A 17,255-nucleotide genomic window follows, 5' to 3' on the forward strand; every position below is an offset into this window, starting at 1 on the left:
ATCGGAAGCATCAAATCCTTAAAAATCGCAAATCAAGCTGAATACGAAGCAAAAACGGAATTTCCGAATACCGATTTGACTATTTTATTCAGCTTCCAACTGCTGAAATGAGAAATTTAAACCTTCTCTTCAGCCTTGCCGTTTTCACGGATACAAAAGCCTTTATTGCAAAGCGCCTTAGCAAGGCTCTGTTCTGTGTTAATATGCGAAAAATCCATCCCAAGCTTCACAACTGTTTGGGCAATCTCCGGTCTCAAGCCCGAAAGAACCGTCTCAACGCCAAGTAGTTTTGTGCTGTCTACGACTTTGAACAACTGGTAGGCAACCATCGTATCGACGACAGGAACACCGGAAATATCAATAAACAGATGCGAGAGATGAAGCTCAGCACACTGCTTAAGCGCAGATTCAATGATCACCGTTGCCCTGTGAGTATCAATTTCGCCAATGAGCGGCAGCACACCGATGTGTTCTGATACCGGTATAACAGGTGCGCTCAGTTCGCGTATCATCTCGGTCTGCGCCTTCAATTGCCTCTTTGTCGTATGCTCATATTCAAGAATAAACTGTTCAATAACCTCATCCATCATTGAGTGAAGCTGTTTATTCCAGATAAAAAAGTCTTTTTTCGAACAGTCCGGTGCATGTTTATCCGAAAAATGCTCGATTTCATCTATTAAAAGTTCACGGCACACTTTAAACCCCTTTATGCTTTCAGTCACCGGAATTTGGCTAACAGCCCTGTCGTAGGCAATTTCCTTGGCGCATCCGGAGGCTTTATCCCAGCATAGCGCCTGTTCATCCTTGGCAAATACCCTTGAAACAGCCAGTAAAAAGTCCTTATATTGCTGTGCCGTTTTTTCTTTTTCAGACGCTGTTCGGGACAGCCATTCATCGGTGATTCTGTCCGCCTGTTTGACCAAATACTCATAAAGGGCTGCATGCTTGTTTTCCATGTCAATCCTCCTCATTGTTTTCCTTTAAAATCAATCGGCTATATGACCAACATTTTGATCACTATGTATAAAACGAAATCGATTGTCTACACTATACGTAAGCGCATTGGGCTATAGCCAAGCGGTAAGGCAACGGACTTTGACTCCGTGACGCGCTGGTTCGAATCCAGCTAGCCCAGTTACACAGGCGAAAAAACGAAGATATGCTGAACATGCAATGTGTCAGCAATCTTCGTTTTTTTCAGGAAACAGAACGGTGTAAGGTGTGTTTTTTTAATTTTAAGAGTTCGCCGGGATTATATCCGACAACCAGCTTATCGCCGTTTACGATAATCGGGCGTCTCAGCAGCTTTGGTTTTTGAATTAACAATTCCAGCACTTCGCTGACCGTTAATTCTTCGATATCAAGATTTAACTCTTTAAATGCCTGGCTTCTTGTCGCCAATATCTCATCAATTCCTTCGGTCGTGAGAGACAAAATATGTTTCAGCTCGTCCTGATTCGGCGTTTCCCTGAAAAGATGCCGCTCTGTAAAATCAACCTGGTTCGCTTTCAGCCAATGTTTCGTTTTCCGGCATGATGTGCAGCTCGGGTATGAATAAAAGGTCAGCTCTTCCATGAATGATTCCTCCTTAAAATGTACTGACTTTGTCTTTGTATGTTTTAGTACCCGTGATATTTTCCGTTTAAACACGTGACAGGTGATTTTTTAAAAATGCTTATCACAAAATTGTAAAAAATGAATTGATTTTCCCAAAATGAAAATGTTTACATTTCAAGATAAATTGGCTTATAATAAAATCAAAGGGGCTTTTTGGGAGGGATATAAATGAATCGCATGTTCCGTGTGTTAGGATTCTGGACAGGTATCTTTGCGGTCATGTTTTATTTAGGAAATATGAAAGATGCATCACTGCTGTTCTTCGGTCAAACTGTATTTTTTGTGTTCTTATCGTATCTCAACTTGACCGAGCGGATGTACATTTATATTTTCGGTGCTTACTTGACAGTCTTTTTTGCCGCATTTACATATTATTCTGTGTTTATTATGGTTCCCGGGCAGGGAGGCCATTAAAAAAGACGATCCATCAGGATCGTCTTTTTTATGTTTTACAAAGTAAATCCGTTGATGAACGGGTTTTGTTCCTGTTCTGTTGCAATGTCCGTCTCGGGGCCGTGACCGCTTAACACAAGCGTCTCTTCCGGAAGCGTCAGCAGTTTTTGATGAATACTGTCCATCAGCACCTTTTGATTTCCTCCCGGCAGGTCTGTACGCCCGACTCCCCCTTTAAATAAAACATCCCCGGAAACGATCAGGTTTTCTTCTTCCGCATAATACGAGACGCTGCCCGGAGAATGTCCAGGCGTAAAGAGCATGCGGAGCGTAAAAGAGCCGATTTTAAGATCCCCCTCTTCTTCGATCAGATGATCTGCTTTTTCTGCTGTGATCGTCTGTCCCGTAAGCAGCGCTGAACCATTTAATGAAGGATCAGTCAGCCATTCAGCTTCATTTTTATGTACGTATACAGGAATGTTCCATTCTTTTCTGACATTGTCCACGGCTCCGATATGATCAAAATGAGCGTGAGTGAGCAATACTGCAAGAGGCTTCAAACCGTTTTCTTTTATGTATGCATTCAGTTTCCCTGATTCGCTGCCGGGATCAATTATTAAACAGGTACCGTCATCATGGGATAAAATATAAGCGTTCGTCTGGATAGGCCCTAAAGGCATTCTTCTCCATTTCATTTTCTTCACCTCAGATTCATCTTTCTTTGTTCCATTATGAAGGTTTTGCGGGAAACTTTCAATGAATCATGTTGTCCTCGACAAATTTGATGAAAACGGTTAAAATAAAATTGGAAATATACTGCAGGGGATCCAAACGAAGGGGGTTTATATTGATGTTGCTCGTGATCATTTTCGGTCTAGTCACGATATTATCTGCTCTTGGAGTTCTTCGTTCTCTTAAACAAATCAACGTTCTTGGCATCTTATTTGGCGGGGCGGCTTTTTTAGTGTTTGGATGGTTTACCGTCATGACAATCATTAACAGCGGGTATCCGACAGTCCACTAAACCCGGTGCCTTTAGACAAAAACAGCCTTATTCCGTTATTCCGGAATAAGGCTGTTTTTCTTATTGGCTGAAATGACGCTGGACGCTTGCAAGCTTGCCTTCCATCGTCGTTTTCTTGTCGCGGCGGTCGTCAATCCTGATATTCGTCGCCACTCTGTGGATGCCTTTTTGGAAAGGCGCTTCGTGAATCGTCTGAATCACCTCAAATAAATCGCTTAATTCCCCTTCAATCAAAGTATTCATCGGTGTCAGCTGATATTGGATTTTGCCTTCTTTTTTAAATCCTTCTAAAATGGTTTGAATCTCCGCTACATACGCGCTTACGCTCGGAGTTTCGGTACCGATCGGTATGATGGTAACGTCTGCTATGGCCACTGTCCATTCTCCTTTCTATTCTTTTGACACAAGGGGTGCTGCAGTTTTTGAGTTGAATGAAATGATTTGATCCTGGGTATAACCGTACAATGCATAATCCCCGTCAGGAGATACGGTAATCGGAAGCATTTCCACTTTTTCACGAATGACTTCCCGTTTGCCGGTTTTGAGACTGACGGAAATCAGATCATACAAGGAGCCCGACTCATTCGGCTGATACGTATAAAACAGCTCATGCCGAGGGTCGTAGCTGTATTCCATCGGTGACAGGCTGCCATATTCCGAGTACAGCGGCAATTTGAAAGAAATTTTCTTTTCCGAAGAAGAAACGTCTGAAAATATGTAGGTGCCCTGGCGATGACTGGATGAAGGCGCTACAATCAGCCGCATATCCCCCAGAACATCGAGCAGTACGGCATCACCGGCGAGCTTCTTTTCCCGTCCGTCCGCTGTGTTGAAGGAATAAACAGGAGCCGGTTTTTCCCGGTTCCGTTCATTCCATTTGATATATTCAAAAGTGTCAGCGGAAGTCCAATGAACAAAGGCGGCCTGTGCGATGTCTTTTTCGGTTTGCTGTTCTTTCGCATCAATCAGGCGAGATTCATAATTCCAATCTTTCGTAAAAGTTGTGACGTATAAAAGATAAGGGTCAAACCGATTCCAGTCCACTTGCAGTTCATGCGTGCGAAATTTTTTTGTGTATAGCTGTTTTCCCTGTAAATTAAGCAAAGTTAACTTCATTTCAGAGCCGTTTCCGGCGGTTTGGATGAGAATCATGCCTTTTTCCCTGTTTACTTCCGCCGCTATCAGCCTGTCATCCGTCTTGTAGATCGTTTCGCCCGTCCCTTTAAATATATCATATGATTTGACTTCACTTCCTGCGACCGGATCGGTTGCGGTGTATATAACGGTTTCATCATCAAGCCATCCTGCCGCCTCATCAAAGTGCCGGTCCTTCAGCGCTATCACTTTTTTATCTTTTACTGCTGCACTGCTTTTCTTTTTCCCTTCCGGCTCCTCATGATGAACGCTTTTCGTTCCTTCCTGATGCTGCGGTGTGCAACCAGCCGCAGCCACGGTCATCACAGCGGCAATAAGCCATAACGAAACTCTCAAACCGGCCATTCTCCCTCCATAAATGATTGGCTGTATAATTTACGATTTTCACCGTGAAAAGTTTCAGCTTTCAAAAAAGCAGGATGCCCAAAGTATGCCTCTGCTTTTACAATATATATCGTCAAATTGTTTCATTGATAAAGGATTTTTTCCTTTGCCGAGTTCAACAGTATATCCTTCTCTTCCGAAAAAATGAATAAACCAATCTCTAAATCCTGCATAGCTGTCTATATATCTGACGCCCTTATAACCGCTCAGGCGCTCAAATGTTTGGATCACATCGGCTGATTCAGGAGGCTCCAGCCCCTTGTATCCCCAATAAATTTCCTCTCCCTGTGTGTGAAGCGCCACAAGCCGATCAGGCGGCTCGTTTGCGATTAAATCCCTCATCGCTGCCGCTTCCGGTTCTGTCAGCGGTTCATCTCCGGGGTAGTCCCTGTAGGAAGGGGATTTGGGCGGTTTTCTCTGTTTTTCGATCTCCCAAAAAGACGGAAACTGATTATTTAAATCCACTCCGTTTATATTGGCTTTCCATTCCCGGAAATCCGGTTGATGCTCATTCATCTCATCCAGTGCTTCCCGCGCTATCCCAAGATGACCGGGACCGTTAAGCACAAGATCAACCCCGTCGGGATTAACGATCGGCACGACGGAAAGCTTTGTTGATGAAAAAATGTCAAGCGGTGAAAAACCTAAAGCGGACCGGCCTGTACATAAATGATAACAATATTCTTTGAGCCATTTCATCAAAACAGAAGTGGTGATCCATTCATTGGCATGAAAAGAAGCATTCATATGCGTTTTTTTTTCGGCATATTCAGCTCCGAGGAGCAGTTCGTATATAGGCTGGCCCATGCTTGAGCGACCGATGATGCGGGAAGTAACAAACGGAAAGCACTCCGTCAATCTGTCAATTTCCTTTTTCAGTACTGCTGAATCGTAAACGACTGTTTTTGTCAGCCACTGTTCATCTTCAAGTGTGTATTGATTCACCAATAATTGCAGCTGTTCATATGTTTCGGCTGCTGGAACGTTTTTTCCTGCTTGAAAAGACGCTCCCGGAAAATAAAATTCGTCCGCGGCTGCATTCGCGTTTGCGCTGATTAAAAGCGGTTCGGGTATGTTCAGGATATTAGACAATCTTTCCATATTCTGCTTTAACTCCGGTTTGATGTTGATGAATGCCATCAATGATCCCTCCCACAATAGCATATGATGAAGGCTCGTTTAAAAACTCTCCCGGTTCGCTTAAAAAACGCTTTTTCAATAAGGTTTCAGCCCGCAAAAAAACTTCCGCCCAAATAGGCGGAAGTTCATCTTTATTTCGCTAAGCTTTCTGTAATAAAGTCAAGCTGGCCCTCTAATGAAATCGGATCGGAAAAGTAGAAGCCGACAGGGTCGATTTTATAGACATGTTGATTTTTGACCGCGCCAAGGTTCTTCCAAATAGAGGTATTAAGCACGGCGCTGTCGTCTCCGCTTGATTCCCAGGGCCCTATAAATATATAATCTCCGGCGAATTCAGGCAGCTTTTCTAATGAAATGCTCGTGTAGCCCGGCCCTTCGTCGATTGCTTTTTCCTTCGTCAGCTTTGTCGCCTTTAAGCCGAGATCTTGATAAACAATGCTTCCTCCCCTTCCGAATTGATCGCCGAATACAAAGATTTCTTTGCCATTCGTTTGCATAATGGAAACCGTTTTGTCCCCGACCGCTTTTTGAATTTTTGATTTTGCCGCGGCAACTTTTTTGTCCCATTCAGCCAGCCATTTCTCCGCTCGATCTTCAGTACCTGTCATTTTTGCGAAATCCTTCAGCCGTTCAGTGTTATTCAAGCTGTCATATTTCAAAGCGACCGTCGGAGCGATTTTTTCCAGCTTTTCGATATCAGCGCCTTGGGTCGTCCATACGACAATCAGGTCCGGTTTTAATTGAATAACCTTTTCAGCGGAATTTCCTTCACCAATGTTTGTCACACCCTCGGTTTTCCCCTTGAAATAAGGATTTTTGAATACCCTGTCAGGGGCACCCACTACATTGAGACCGAGTGTCTTGAAATAGCCGAAATAATCGTCAGCCATGACAACCACCCGTTTCGGATGCTTCGGAACTTTAACCGTTCCGTTTTCAGCCTTGTATGTAATCGTTTCTTCGCTTTTTGATTTAGAAGACGAATCTTTGCTCTCCGTTTGATTACCGCATGCTGTCAATGCTGCGATCAATAATAGTACAAAGCATGCTCCAGCGAGCGTCTTTCCTTTCATATTCACCTTTCATACCTTCTTTCTGGTTTGAATATCGATAAAGAGAATCATTATCAATTATATCATAACCGGCATCGGCTTGGATCATGATTTTTATGACGGACTCTTGTCATTAAAAACAGGCCGGAACGATATCCGGCCTGCTGCATCAGCTTTCTCCGCCAAAAGAAAAGCTTACTCGTCTTTCGGCTTGGCGTCAGATTGCTTTTTTAAGCGCTCGCTGTCATAAAACCTCAGCAAGTCGCCATAAATGATTTGATCTGAATATGAAAGCTCCTGTTTCGCTTTTTCAATGTACGGCTCACAGCCTTTTTTATCTTTAGACGGCTCTCCTGTCGATTTATCATAGCATATGCCGTCTGTGTATACTTTGTCTTTCGTAATAAAGCTGCCGTCGCGAAGCACTGTAAACTCCGTTTTGTCTTTGGCAAACAGGTCGTTTCCAAACTGGATCTGATCGCTCGAATCGATTCCGAGAAGGTTCAGTACAGTCGGCCGAATATCGATTTGGCCGCCGACGGTGTCAATGGCTTTCGGCTCTTTATCCGTCACTCCCGGAATGTGGATCACAAGCGGGACTCTTTGAAGCTGCACTTCCTCAAACGGGGTTACTTCTCTGCCGAGGAATTGGCTCATCGCTTCGTTATGGTTTTCGGAAATCCCGTAATGGTCACCGTATAACACGATAACAGAATTATCGTAGAGGCCGTCTTCTTTCAGCTTTTCAATAAATCGTTTAAGCGCTTCATCCTGATAGCGGACGGTCGGGAAATATCTGTTTAACGTACGGCTTTTTGAATCAAATTCATCGATCAGTTTATCTTCCTCATCCAGCTCAAACGGAAAATGGTTTGTCAGCGTGATCAGGCGGGTATAAAACGGCTGAGGCATTTCTTTCATCAGCTCTGATGTTTGTTCAAAGAATTCCTTATCTTTCAGTCCCCAGCCCACTGAGTTTTCTTCGTTTACATCATAGGAATTGATATCGTAAAACTTATCGTATTTAAACGTATCGTACATAATATCCCGATTCCAGAAGCTTTTGTTGTTCGCATGGAAAATCGAGGAATAATAGCCGTGGTTTTTCAATATTTCAGGCATTGCCGTATATTCGTTTCCTGCATTCGTAAAGAAGACCGCTCCTCTTCCAAGAGGATAGAGAGAGTTGTCAACGATGAATTCGGAATCTGCCGTTTTGCCTTGGCCTGTCTGATGATAGAAATTCTCGAAGCTGTAGCTTTTCTTTATCAGGTCGTTTAAATAAGGCGTAATCTCTTTGCCGTTTAACTTTTGGTTCACGACAAAGCTTTGGGTGGATTCCAGGGAAACGAGGATCACATTTCGACCCTTGGCGATCCCGGCCAGGTTCTGATTGGTGTCCGTGCGGTTTGCGTTGACATAGTTTTCAATCTCCGTGAGGCTGTTGCTGTCGGCCAGCGCACGCTGTGCAGATTGCTTTGACTGGATCAGCCCGTCATAGATATGGAAGTTGTAAAGACTGATATTCTTCACAAGAACTTCCCTGTCAAACGATCTTGTCAAAAGCTGCGGTCTTTCTGTTTCAGAAATCCCTAAATTGAAAAAGAAAACGGCAGCGACAAATAGATAGTAAGCCGCGCGTTCCTTTCTTGTCGCCTTTCCGCCTGTTTTGGCAGGCTGGCGCTTGTACAGCCAAATTAAAATGGCAATGTCGACGACGAGGAGCAAATCGGTCGGCATAAACAAAGAGTTGATACTGCTTCCCAAATCACCCATATTATTCGTCTGGAACAATACAGGAATCGTTAAAAAGTCGTTGTAAAAACGGTAGAAGATCATGTTCGCAAGCAAGACAAACGTCAGGACGATGCTTGCCCCGATAATAAACCGGTTCCTGTTTTTTTCTTTGAAAAACAGGCCGATTCCGAATATAAACAGCAAAAAGCTTAAAGGATTGATGAACAATATAAACTCTTGCATGAAGTTTTCAATTTTAATGTTGAAGCTTGTTTTGTAGACGACATACGTTTTCAGCCACATCAGCAATGTCGCAATTAACAAAAACGAAATTTTTGAAAAAAATGACTTTCGCATTCGAAACCTCCCTATGCAGCAAGACGCATGTTTCCGCAAACTGAATTTCCACATATTGTTTTATTTTAGAAAAATCGCTAAAATTACTAAATCATATCTTAACCTGTCTGTACAAAAAAATCAATCATTTTTCACATTGGCTTAAAAGTGTTAACAATGCTGCAAAGCGGTCCGAAAATGCTTATAAAACAGGCTCCGCCTGGCTTTTCAGCCATTGGTTTTTGGCGATCCATGCGCCGCCGATCACGCCTGCGTCGTTTCCAAGTGAAGCGATTACGATCTCAGCCGCCTCGCCGGCCCGCGGGAATACGAAGCGGTTGAAAGATTGTTCAACTTTGGAGCGCAGGATTTCTCCTGCTTTTGAGACGCCTCCGCCAATTACGATTTTCGAAGGATTGAGCGAGCTCGCCAAGTTGCCGAGGACCATTCCTAAATGACCCGCCACATAATCGACGACTTCGCAAGCAACCGGATCATTTTCCCGGGCCGCTTCAAAAATATCGCGCGCCGTGATATCCAGACATGCACGCAAGTCTGTATCTAGATGACCGGATTCTATTTTTTCTTTGGCAATCCTGACGATGCCCGTAGCCGAAGCGATCGTTTCGATACAGCCGCTTTTCCCGCAGTTGCACGGCGCTCCTCCTTCAGGAACTGAACAGATGTGGCCGATTTCTCCGCCTGCACCGTTTTGCCCGCGGACGATTTCTCCGTTTACAATAATGCCGCCTCCGACACCCGTTCCCAACGTGACAAGAATCAAATCCTTTGCGCCGTCTCCCGCTCCTTTCCACATTTCGCCGAGAGCCGCGATGTTCGCGTCATTTTCAATGACCGCCGCTAATCCTGTCTCTGCTTCAAGGTGGTCTTTTAACGGATAGTTCTCCCAGCCCATGTTCGTCGTTTTATAAACGATGCCGGTCTCCGTATTGACGGGGCCCGGAGCGCCCATGCCGATCCATTTTAAGATGTGCTTCGGTTTGCCGAGCTCTTTCAATTTTCCGTCGATGGCTTTTGCGATGCTTACCGTAACCGTTTCCCCCGATTTATCGGTCGGAATTTCCCACTTGTGCAGGATTTCACCATAAGCGCTTACAAAAGCGAGCTTTACCGTTGTTCCTCCAAGGTCGACTCCGACCAGCCAGCTGTCATTCATTTTGCTCCCCCTCTAATCCCTGTTTTATTTTCTCTTTACTTTTGTGAGTTCATTCTGCAAAATTGAAACGCCTTTAAGCCACTGTTCTTTTTCTATCAGATTCGAAAGAAACATTTCTTTCAGTTCGTCCATCATATATTCAAGTTCAAGTTCGCGATCTCCAAAATAAACATAACATCCAAACTGTTTCAGCAACAGCTGTACATCATAGGCTGTTTTCATTTTATTTCACCATTCTTTAAAGGTCTAACATTAGAGTATTCATAAAGCTGTCCGGCGTCAAGCAAAAAAAAAGCCTGTTTTCCTGAAGAAAACAGACATTCAGCGGTCTGGATCCTGGGGATCCAAAAATACGGGCCTTCTATTTTTCAGCGGCATTGGCGTTCGAATCGCGATATCTCGAAAGGCTCTGTAGTCAAAGGGGATAAACGGCCATAAATACGGCACATGAAACGACTTCATTCTGACCAGATAAATCACCCAGCAGAAGATCGCGATGACAAAGCCGATCGGTCCGAATGCGCCGGCCGCGATCAGGAGAACGATTCTTGCCAGCCTGTTCGCTATGCTCAGCTCATAGCTCGGCGTAGCAAACGTGCCGATAGCCGCAACAGCGAGATACAAGACGACTTCATGCGAGAAAAGTCCGACCTGCACTGCCACTTCTCCGATCATTAAAGCAGCTACAAGTCCGAGAGCCGTAGCCAGAGACGACGGGGTGTGGATTGCAGCCATCCGCATCATGTCGACGCCTATTTCAATTATGATGAATTGCGCAAGCAGCGGAAGGGCCCCTTTTTTTTCAGGCCCTATATATTGAAGGGCGTCCGGCAAAAGATCGGGATGAACGGAGAGCAAAAACCACAGCGGCAGCAAAAAGATCGATGCCAACACAGATATAAAACGGACCACTCGCAAATAGGCGCCTGCAAGCGGTTTGTTTCTGTACTCTTCGGCATGCTGCAGATGGTGCCAAAAAGTAACAGGGGTAATCAGCGCGCTTGGCGAACCGTCCACAAAGACGAGAATGTGGCCTTCGTACAAATGAACGGCCGCAGTATCAGGCCTTTCTGTATAGCGGACCGTCGGATAAGGATTCCAATGACGGCCGCCGATATATTCTTCCAGTGTCTTTTCCGCCATTGTCAAAGCGTCCGTATCGATCGCTTCAAGCGATTGCTTCAGCTTTTTTACACTTTCCAAATCAGCGATATCTTCCAAATAGCAGATGACAACATCTGTTTTGCTTCTTCTGCCGACCTGAAGGAACTCCATTCTGAGGGACCGGTCGCGGATTCTTCTTCTCGTCAGTGCGGTGTTGAACACGATCGTTTCGACGAAGCCGTCTCTTGAACCTCTGACGACACGTTCATTGTCGGGTTCCTCCGGGTTTCTTGCCGGGTATGTCCGCGCATCGATAATAATGGCATGGTCCACCCCGTCGACAAGGAGAACGGCCGGCCCGGACAGCACCTGGGCGGCTGCTTTGTCGAGGTCGTCTTCCGTATCAATTTCGATGTATGGGATGTACGTTTTGATCAGCTTCTCAAGCGGATCGTCTTCCAGAGTTTCGGGGGTGAGCCTTGAGAGATTCTTAAGCAAGTGGTGCATAATATCATCTTTTACAAAGCCGTCGACAAGATAAAGCGACATGTCTCTATCAGCATAAACAACATCAAGCCGGATCATATCGAAGCTTTTGTCGACCCCCAGCTTTTCATTTAAATATTCAACATTTTTCGCTAAATTTTTTTGGACCGCATGCTTTTTTTCCATTGTATATTAAAAGCTCCCGTCAAATGAGTCTATACTAAAGACCATTTTTAACATAACGGAAGCTTTTCATACTTGGTTACCGGGCGGTTTCTTTCTTAAGTTCGTCCCGAAGCGCTTTATACATCTCTTCATCAGGCTTTTCTGCCAACGCTCTTTCAACAGACTGTTCGGCTTTGGCGAACTCGCCTTTTTGAGCATAGAGCCTGGCAAGATTATAGAGTGAGGCGTGATCTGATGGATCTTTTTCAACGACGGCCTCGAACCTTTTCTCAGCGTTTTCAAACTCGCCGAGCTGAAATTCGGAATAAGCGAGCAGCTTTAAAGTGTCGCTGGAAGCGTCCTGCTTTGAGCCCGCTTCCTGCAAGGCATCTTTTACCTTTTCATAGTCTCCCTCTTCATACCATTTCGCCGCCTGATGCAGCATGGCATTTTCCTGCATCGAAGCTGAATGTGTCCCAATGTACAGAGCGCCTCCTCCGATGACAAAGATGAGAACCCAGCCTGTCAGCCGCTGGAGTGGTCTTTTTTTCCCGGGGATTCCGACTGCCAAGGCCGTCAGGAGTCCGCCGATCAATCCGCCGATATGGCCGGCATTGTCAACATTTGAAATCGTGAAACCGAGGCCGAGGTTCAGAATGATAATCACAATGATATTTGTTCCAATCGTTTTTAAGAAAGCTTTCCGATTTGAAAAAGCCAGATACAAAAGTGCTCCCAAACAACCGAAGATGGCTCCCGAAGCCCCTGCGGACGGATACGGGCTGAACAGAAAGCTGCCGATCGATCCAAAAATTCCGGCTGATATGTATATGACAAGAAAGCGGAATGATCCAAACACCCTTTCTGCCGCGGCTCCGACAGACAGCAATGCAAATGTATTGAACATGAGGTGGACCAATCCGATATGAAGAACGATCGGCGTGACAAGCCGCCACCATTCCCCTGCTAACAGGAGGCTGTTTTCCTTCGCACCGAACCGGATGAGCGTGTCGGTATTCTGACTGCCGCCCGACATTTCCAGAAGCAGAAACATGAAGACTTGAAGCACTGCAAAAATCCAGGTAAACATCGGTTTGCCTTTCTCAAATACAGCCGCTTCCCGCCGCCTTTCTTCTTCTCTTGCTTTAGCCGCTGCTAATACTTCGGCTCTCTTCTCTTCCACATTCTCGTATCCGGCATCGTGCATGTGGCCTGTCAGCTCATCCGGCCCCATGTTTAAAGCAACGGCGAGTTTGCGGAAGCCTTCTTCAGCCGAAGCGTGCTCAATAAAAACCGGCACGATGCTGATCCGTTTATCTGCGACCGGATGACTGACAACATCTTCCCACTCATCTACAGGTGCTTCCTGTGACAAATAGACGTTTAATATCGAGAGCTTTCGCTGCCTTGATGCTGCTCTCAGGCGCTCCGCTCTTTCATAAAGAGATTCCAAGTCACCGACGAGATCCTGTCTGAAATCGATATCCTTCCGAAAAACGCGAACCAAATCATACGGCGCGCTCCCCCTTGCTTCAAGCCAGGCTTCTCCGAATGAAGCTGGTGCCTGCACAAGCTCAAAATCCCTGTCTAAGAGGTTCCCGATGAAATTCCAATACAAATAATCGATTGAATACATACCGACGCTCCACAATTGTTTTTGTCCATTATAACAGGAAACGCGTCATTCTGCGCCTTTTAAGCGCTTTAAAAAAATCCCGTTTTTAAACGGGATTCAGAAAGCCTGCTGTATAAACTTATTGCGAAAAAACGGAATTCTCATCATCAAATGGATAAAATAGTGGCGGATCTGGTTTTGACCAAGAATGAAATTGATGACACGATAACGGTTTTGAAAAAACACAAGGGCGGCAATGACGCCTACTGCAATGAATGTAACTTTTCTCATATGATCCCTCCTATAACCGTATCGTGTCTCATTTTTTAATAATTATTCAGCAGACCCGCTGCAGGTGTAAACGGCGTCTTCGGTAAAAATTTGCTCAACCGGAATGTCGTGCGGCTCCTTTGGGACATGATCGATCACTTGGCACTCGAAAGCCAGCGATGCGGTATCTTTTGTGAAACCGGCCAGGTATCTGTCATAATAGCCGCCTCCATAGCCGATTCTGTATCCTGTCCGGTCATAGCAAATTCCCGGTACAAGGATGAAATCGATGTCTTCAGGCTCCATCCGCCCGGTTTTGTGCACGATCGGTTCCTGCAGGCCAAAATACACAACTTCAAGATCGCTTTCATCCTGAAAGCTGCGAAAGTGCATCTCTTTTGTATCAGGCATACATTTCGGAATGCACACCGTTTTTCCTTCAAGCCGTGCCTGTTCGATAATCGGTTCTGTCGGAACTTCGCGATTTCTGGAAATCGTAAGGGCAATGCCAGACGCTTTTTTCCACTGTTTGGATTGAAAAAGCTTCCGGTGAATCGCTTCCGCCTTTAGAAGAAACTCCTGTTCCGGCATGTTTGCAAGCCTCTTTCTGACCTCATTTCGTAAAGAACGCTTCACATCTCTTTCCCCCTTAAAAACAGAAAAACAGCAGGAAAATCCCTGCTGCTTACTTTGTTTCGCGGTGTAATGTTGATTTTTTGTCACGTGGGCAATACTTTTTGAATTCAACGCGATCTGGATTGTTACGCTTGTTCTTTGTAGAAATATAGTTACGCTCGCCGCATTCAGTGCAAGCTAAAGTAATATTAACGCGCATTTATTTTTCCCTCCAAACTATATATCATTTCTGTTCAGACTTATCTATAATACCACTTATGATGCCGGAATGCCAGGCGTTTTTTTTAGTTTGTCACGGTTTGTTAAAAAGACGTGTGATACACATGTTGCAAAAACACATTTTTGATATATCCAGGATCATGCAAATCTAATATATAAGCCTCTGCCGTTTGTCCGACCTTGTGCAGCTGCTCCTTATCGCGGACAATTTCTGCAAGCGCATATGCAGCTTTATCAGGATGATTAAAATCAACCTGAAAACCGGTCACCCGATCGATGACGAAATCGTTCCATCCCCCGTTGTTTCCGACGGCGACGGCAGCGCCGGCTGCCATGCTTTCTTGAGCAGCAATGCCGAACGGCTCATAACAACTTGGAAAAACAGCCATTTCACAAAATGCCAGCCAGCTCTCTCTTTCTTCTTCACAAAGGAAAGGAAGAATTGTCACACTTTCCTTAATGCCCAATTCTCTTGCCTTGGTCTCGATCCCGCTTTGAAGCGGTCCTTCCCCGGCAATGACAAGTTCAAGATCAGGCTGCCGTTTGCGAAGCTGCTGAAAGGCGTGCAGCCATTCGATAAACCCTTTTTCCGGAACAAACCTTCCGCAGGAAAAAAAGTACGGTACGCTTTTCATTCGTTTTTTCACCGTGCGGCTTTTTATGCACGGATGGGGAATGACGCGGACTTGCTCGAAAGGAAGCGAAAACGCCTTTTGCATGTCTGTCTTCATCATGCTGCTCAGCACGAGAATTTGATCGGCTTTTTTCAGCCAGAAGCCGTTCGAGGCTTGCTCTGTATGGGTGGACATTCTCGCCTGCTGCCGTTTTCCGGCCGCTTTCAAGGCCGTGTACCGTGGAAATCAGCGGAAGAGCCAGCACCTCGCTGAGATAAACGGCGGCAGGCGCGGTGATATCATCATTTGCATGGATAAAATTAAATTGTCCTTTATACGCCAGCACGGTTTTGATCATCTGAAAATTCATGGCGGCCACCGCCTCTTCAAAAGAAGCGAACGCTTTTAAATCAAGCGGAATCTTAAGCGTTTTCCATCCATGGCTGTTTTGCCCGGCAGCCGTCGTGCAGACGGTAAAGCTGACTTCGTTCCGCAATAGTTCAAGGTGACTTTTCACATAGCGCCCCGCTCCGCTTTTCAATAAAAGAGGATTTTCCAACGACAGCAGCAATACATTGATCAACGGAAACGCTCCTTTCCTTCTATTAAAGAATAACTCGTGTACGCGGAAAATTGAGTCGTCCAATCCTGCTGATTGTCGTGATACAGAAAACAGCTGCTGTTTGAATGGATTCCGTTTTCCCCAAGGTAGAAGCAGCCGGAGGTGAGAACGGCCAGCGACATGTTGAGCGAATTGTATATCCGGTATTCCGCTTTGTAGAACGCATTGCCTGCAGCGGGAAAAACCGAGGCTTCTCCTTTAAATGCATCGGTATGGATCGTCCGTACGCTGCGCTCTCCGTTTTTTACGCAAAAGAGAAGAATTTGCTTTTCGACGTCTTTTATACTTTCAAACAGAACCGCTTCAGCCGCTGAAAGCACAGCATCTGAGATTTCCCAGCTCAGCCGAACGGTTTCATGATCCGGCGAAGATATTTTTAAAATATCGTTACAAAACAAAGATTCGCTTCGAATACTATGTTGAAAAGGTTTTTTCGAGATGATCATCCTTTTCACCGTGCGCCCTCCCGTTAAGCCCTGTTATGTATTTATCCTATTGGAAATGGCCCCGCAGGCGCAACGAAAATAAAATTCTTCGACAAAATTTTTATTTTTTGCATTAACTCCTTTTGAAGCAAGCGTTTTTATGGTATAAAAAAGAAGGAGAAAATTAGAATTGAAGGTGATGAACGTGGAAATTGCTATCATTGCGCTGCTCGTTGTCAGCATTGCGCTGATTGCATTCTCATATTTTCAAAGAGAACCGATCAAGGAAGTTGAACAGGAGTTGGAAACCCTTCAGCTGTCCGCCATGCAGGAAATCTATAAATTGAAAAAGAAGATGACCGTGCTTGAGGAAGAGCTCCTCGATTCAAATGTGGTCGTCCGCAGACCAAATGCCGGCATCAGCCAGCATATTGCGAAGCAGATTCTTTCAAAATACCAAAACGGCATGTCTGTAGACGCCATCGCTAAAGCTGAGCACGTATCTGTCGAAGATGTGAAAGCGATCATTAAAGACAATGAGAGGGTGCTTGTATGACCAGACAAAGTGTACAAGCATTTGCCGGAGGAATGATTTTGGCTACCGCTGTTCTTGCAGGCGCATTTTATTTGACGGGTAACGGAAAAGCTGAAGCTTCTAAAGACGCTCAAAACATCAGCGAAACCGATGTCAAAACCTATTTAAAGGACAACCAGCAGGTTTCGCTGAAACGCGAAGAATACCAGCAGCTGCTCCATTATAAAGAGACCGCTCTGAAGCAGGATGCTTCGTCTCAAAACAAAAAAGAGAAAGAAGCAGAAAAAAAAGATTCCAAGTATAAGCTTGAAATCAAAAGCGGCATGAGCACGGCTGAGATAGCAGACCTCCTTGCAAAAGGAAAAGTCATTTCATCTGCCGATGACTTCAAAGATTATGTGAAAAAGACCGGAAACGAATCTAAAATCCGCGCAGGTAAGTACGAACTGAAGCGCGGTGACAGCTTGAAAAACATCGTCAAAACACTGTCCAAATAAAAAAGCAGGCTGGAACGGGACTGACCCCCGTTTTGAGACAGGATTTAAAAAC

Annotated in this window: 21 protein-coding genes and 1 tRNA gene; 5 read left to right on the plus strand and 17 right to left on the minus strand. The window is 45.1% G+C overall.

Annotated elements, in window-relative coordinates; genetic code table 11:
* Positions 1 to 116: 116 nt before the first annotated feature.
* Entirely contained in the window at positions 117 to 956 is an 840-nt protein-coding gene (locus KI350_RS10810) for an STAS domain-containing protein (protein ID WP_020452179.1), read from the minus strand.
* Between the two features lie 107 nt (positions 957 to 1,063).
* On the opposite strand from KI350_RS10810, the gene KI350_RS10815 reads away from it, so the two are divergent.
* Positions 1,064 to 1,135: transfer RNA gene (locus tag KI350_RS10815), tRNA-Gln, on the plus strand.
* 62 nt (positions 1,136 to 1,197) lie between these two features.
* On the opposite strand, the gene KI350_RS10820 is transcribed toward KI350_RS10815, so the two are convergent.
* Positions 1,198 to 1,575, minus strand: a complete 378-nt coding sequence (locus KI350_RS10820) for a Spx/MgsR family RNA polymerase-binding regulatory protein (RefSeq protein ID WP_003183482.1) — start codon at positions 1,573 to 1,575, stop codon at positions 1,198 to 1,200.
* Between the two features lie 210 nt (positions 1,576 to 1,785).
* Between KI350_RS10820 and KI350_RS10825 the strand changes: the two genes are divergently transcribed.
* Positions 1,786 to 2,031, plus strand: coding sequence for a DUF2626 domain-containing protein (locus tag KI350_RS10825; RefSeq protein WP_020452180.1), 246 nt, complete (start codon positions 1,786 to 1,788; stop codon positions 2,029 to 2,031).
* Between the two features lie 35 nt (positions 2,032 to 2,066).
* Here the strand turns inward: KI350_RS10825 and KI350_RS10830 are convergent, their stop codons facing one another.
* Positions 2,067 to 2,705 carry an MBL fold metallo-hydrolase gene (locus tag KI350_RS10830; protein ID WP_020452181.1) on the minus strand — a complete coding sequence of 213 codons (639 nt, stop codon included), beginning with the start codon at positions 2,703 to 2,705 and terminating at the stop codon, positions 2,067 to 2,069.
* Between the two features lie 155 nt (positions 2,706 to 2,860).
* Here KI350_RS10830 and KI350_RS10835 point away from each other — a divergent pair, with 155 nt between their 5' ends.
* Positions 2,861 to 3,034, plus strand: coding sequence for a DUF2759 domain-containing protein (locus tag KI350_RS10835; protein WP_003183486.1), 174 nt, complete (start codon positions 2,861 to 2,863; stop codon positions 3,032 to 3,034).
* 60 nt (positions 3,035 to 3,094) lie between these two features.
* Here the strand turns inward: KI350_RS10835 and KI350_RS10840 are convergent, their stop codons facing one another.
* From KI350_RS10840 to KI350_RS10905, 14 genes are all read right to left on the minus strand, one after another.
* Positions 3,095 to 3,409 (minus strand): MTH1187 family thiamine-binding protein, encoded by a 315-nt coding sequence (locus KI350_RS10840; RefSeq protein ID WP_020452182.1) that lies wholly within the window; start codon positions 3,407 to 3,409, stop codon positions 3,095 to 3,097.
* Positions 3,410 to 3,424: 15 nt separating this feature from the next.
* On the minus strand, positions 3,425 to 4,525 hold the full coding sequence (locus KI350_RS10845; protein WP_444546422.1) for a YqgU-like beta propeller domain-containing protein: 1,101 nt from the start codon (positions 4,523 to 4,525) through the stop codon (positions 3,425 to 3,427).
* A gap of 63 nt (positions 4,526 to 4,588) precedes the next feature.
* Positions 4,589 to 5,713 (minus strand): M14 family metallopeptidase, encoded by a 1,125-nt coding sequence (locus KI350_RS10850; RefSeq protein WP_026579307.1) that lies wholly within the window; start codon positions 5,711 to 5,713, stop codon positions 4,589 to 4,591.
* Between the two features lie 131 nt (positions 5,714 to 5,844).
* Positions 5,845 to 6,786 (minus strand): iron-hydroxamate ABC transporter substrate-binding protein, encoded by a 942-nt coding sequence (locus KI350_RS10855; protein WP_145624134.1) that lies wholly within the window; start codon positions 6,784 to 6,786, stop codon positions 5,845 to 5,847.
* A gap of 174 nt (positions 6,787 to 6,960) precedes the next feature.
* Positions 6,961 to 8,859: an LTA synthase family protein gene (locus KI350_RS10860; protein ID WP_035338376.1), complete on the minus strand. Its 1,899-nt coding sequence runs from the start codon at positions 8,857 to 8,859 to the stop codon at positions 6,961 to 6,963.
* A 181-nt stretch (positions 8,860 to 9,040) separates the two neighbouring features.
* On the minus strand, positions 9,041 to 10,015 hold the full coding sequence (locus KI350_RS10865) for an ROK family glucokinase (RefSeq protein ID WP_080131444.1): 975 nt from the start codon (positions 10,013 to 10,015) through the stop codon (positions 9,041 to 9,043).
* A gap of 24 nt (positions 10,016 to 10,039) precedes the next feature.
* Positions 10,040 to 10,237, minus strand: coding sequence for a YqgQ family protein (locus KI350_RS10870; RefSeq protein WP_020452188.1), 198 nt, complete (start codon positions 10,235 to 10,237; stop codon positions 10,040 to 10,042).
* A gap of 99 nt (positions 10,238 to 10,336) precedes the next feature.
* Positions 10,337 to 11,791 (minus strand): spore germination protein, encoded by a 1,455-nt coding sequence (locus KI350_RS10875; RefSeq protein ID WP_023855199.1) that lies wholly within the window; start codon positions 11,789 to 11,791, stop codon positions 10,337 to 10,339.
* A gap of 76 nt (positions 11,792 to 11,867) precedes the next feature.
* Positions 11,868 to 13,406 (minus strand): rhomboid family intramembrane serine protease, encoded by a 1,539-nt coding sequence (locus KI350_RS10880; RefSeq protein ID WP_080131445.1) that lies wholly within the window; start codon positions 13,404 to 13,406, stop codon positions 11,868 to 11,870.
* Between the two features lie 96 nt (positions 13,407 to 13,502).
* Entirely contained in the window at positions 13,503 to 13,676 is a 174-nt protein-coding gene (locus KI350_RS10885; protein ID WP_020452191.1) for a hypothetical protein, read from the minus strand.
* 42 nt (positions 13,677 to 13,718) lie between these two features.
* Positions 13,719 to 14,291 carry a 5-formyltetrahydrofolate cyclo-ligase gene (locus KI350_RS10890; protein ID WP_020452192.1) on the minus strand — a complete coding sequence of 191 codons (573 nt, stop codon included), beginning with the start codon at positions 14,289 to 14,291 and terminating at the stop codon, positions 13,719 to 13,721.
* A gap of 49 nt (positions 14,292 to 14,340) precedes the next feature.
* The gene (gene rpmG / locus KI350_RS10895) at positions 14,341 to 14,490 is read right to left on the minus strand and encodes a 50S ribosomal protein L33 (RefSeq protein ID WP_003183500.1); all 150 of its coding nucleotides are present in this window, start codon (positions 14,488 to 14,490) and stop codon (positions 14,341 to 14,343) included.
* Positions 14,491 to 14,593: 103 nt separating this feature from the next.
* The gene (locus KI350_RS23025) at positions 14,594 to 15,319 is read right to left on the minus strand and encodes a glycosyltransferase family 4 protein (RefSeq protein ID WP_020452193.1); all 726 of its coding nucleotides are present in this window, start codon (positions 15,317 to 15,319) and stop codon (positions 14,594 to 14,596) included.
* 384 nt (positions 15,320 to 15,703) lie between these two features.
* The gene (locus tag KI350_RS10905; protein ID WP_020452194.1) at positions 15,704 to 16,192 is read right to left on the minus strand and encodes a hypothetical protein; all 489 of its coding nucleotides are present in this window, start codon (positions 16,190 to 16,192) and stop codon (positions 15,704 to 15,706) included.
* 184 nt (positions 16,193 to 16,376) lie between these two features.
* On the opposite strand from KI350_RS10905, the gene KI350_RS10910 reads away from it, so the two are divergent.
* Both KI350_RS10910 and KI350_RS10915 read left to right on the plus strand, forming a co-directional pair.
* The gene (locus tag KI350_RS10910) at positions 16,377 to 16,727 is read left to right on the plus strand and encodes a hypothetical protein (RefSeq protein ID WP_011198121.1); all 351 of its coding nucleotides are present in this window, start codon (positions 16,377 to 16,379) and stop codon (positions 16,725 to 16,727) included.
* The gene (locus KI350_RS10915; protein WP_020452195.1) at positions 16,724 to 17,203 is read left to right on the plus strand and encodes an endolytic transglycosylase MltG; all 480 of its coding nucleotides are present in this window, start codon (positions 16,724 to 16,726) and stop codon (positions 17,201 to 17,203) included. The genes KI350_RS10910 and KI350_RS10915 overlap by 4 nt, the downstream gene beginning before the upstream one ends.
* The last annotated feature ends 52 nt before the right edge of the window (positions 17,204 to 17,255 follow it).

It is taken from the genome of Bacillus sp. J41TS8 (assembly GCF_018333035.1).
GTDB lineage: Bacteria > Bacillota > Bacilli > Bacillales > Bacillaceae > Bacillus > Bacillus paralicheniformis.

Coding starts and splice junctions, on each gene's coding strand:
- KI350_RS10810 (WP_020452179.1), bottom strand. CDS start 956: ATGGAAAACAAGCATGCAGCCCTTTATGAGTATTTGGTCAAACAGGCG.
- KI350_RS10820 (WP_003183482.1), bottom strand. CDS start 1,575: ATGGAAGAGCTGACCTTTTATTCATACCCGAGCTGCACATCATGCCGG.
- KI350_RS10825 (WP_020452180.1), top strand. CDS start 1,786: ATGAATCGCATGTTCCGTGTGTTAGGATTCTGGACAGGTATCTTTGCG.
- KI350_RS10830 (WP_020452181.1), bottom strand. CDS start 2,705: ATGAAATGGAGAAGAATGCCTTTAGGGCCTATCCAGACGAACGCTTAT.
- KI350_RS10835 (WP_003183486.1), top strand. CDS start 2,861: ATGTTGCTCGTGATCATTTTCGGTCTAGTCACGATATTATCTGCTCTT.
- KI350_RS10850 (WP_026579307.1), bottom strand. CDS start 5,713: ATGGCATTCATCAACATCAAACCGGAGTTAAAGCAGAATATGGAAAGA.
- KI350_RS10855 (WP_145624134.1), bottom strand. CDS start 6,786: ATGAAAGGAAAGACGCTCGCTGGAGCATGCTTTGTACTATTATTGATC.
- KI350_RS10860 (WP_035338376.1), bottom strand. CDS start 8,859: ATGCGAAAGTCATTTTTTTCAAAAATTTCGTTTTTGTTAATTGCGACA.
- KI350_RS10865 (WP_080131444.1), bottom strand. CDS start 10,015: ATGAATGACAGCTGGCTGGTCGGAGTCGACCTTGGAGGAACAACGGTA.
- KI350_RS10870 (WP_020452188.1), bottom strand. CDS start 10,237: ATGAAAACAGCCTATGATGTACAGCTGTTGCTGAAACAGTTTGGATGT.
- KI350_RS10875 (WP_023855199.1), bottom strand. CDS start 11,791: ATGGAAAAAAAGCATGCGGTCCAAAAAAATTTAGCGAAAAATGTTGAA.
- KI350_RS10880 (WP_080131445.1), bottom strand. CDS start 13,406: ATGTATTCAATCGATTATTTGTATTGGAATTTCATCGGGAACCTCTTA.
- KI350_RS10885 (WP_020452191.1), bottom strand. CDS start 13,676: ATGAGAAAAGTTACATTCATTGCAGTAGGCGTCATTGCCGCCCTTGTG.
- rpmG (WP_003183500.1), bottom strand. CDS start 14,490: ATGCGCGTTAATATTACTTTAGCTTGCACTGAATGCGGCGAGCGTAAC.
- KI350_RS23025 (WP_020452193.1), bottom strand. CDS start 15,319: ATGTCCACCCATACAGAGCAAGCCTCGAACGGCTTCTGGCTGAAAAAA.
- KI350_RS10905 (WP_020452194.1), bottom strand. CDS start 16,192: ATGATCATCTCGAAAAAACCTTTTCAACATAGTATTCGAAGCGAATCT.
- KI350_RS10915 (WP_020452195.1), top strand. CDS start 16,724: ATGACCAGACAAAGTGTACAAGCATTTGCCGGAGGAATGATTTTGGCT.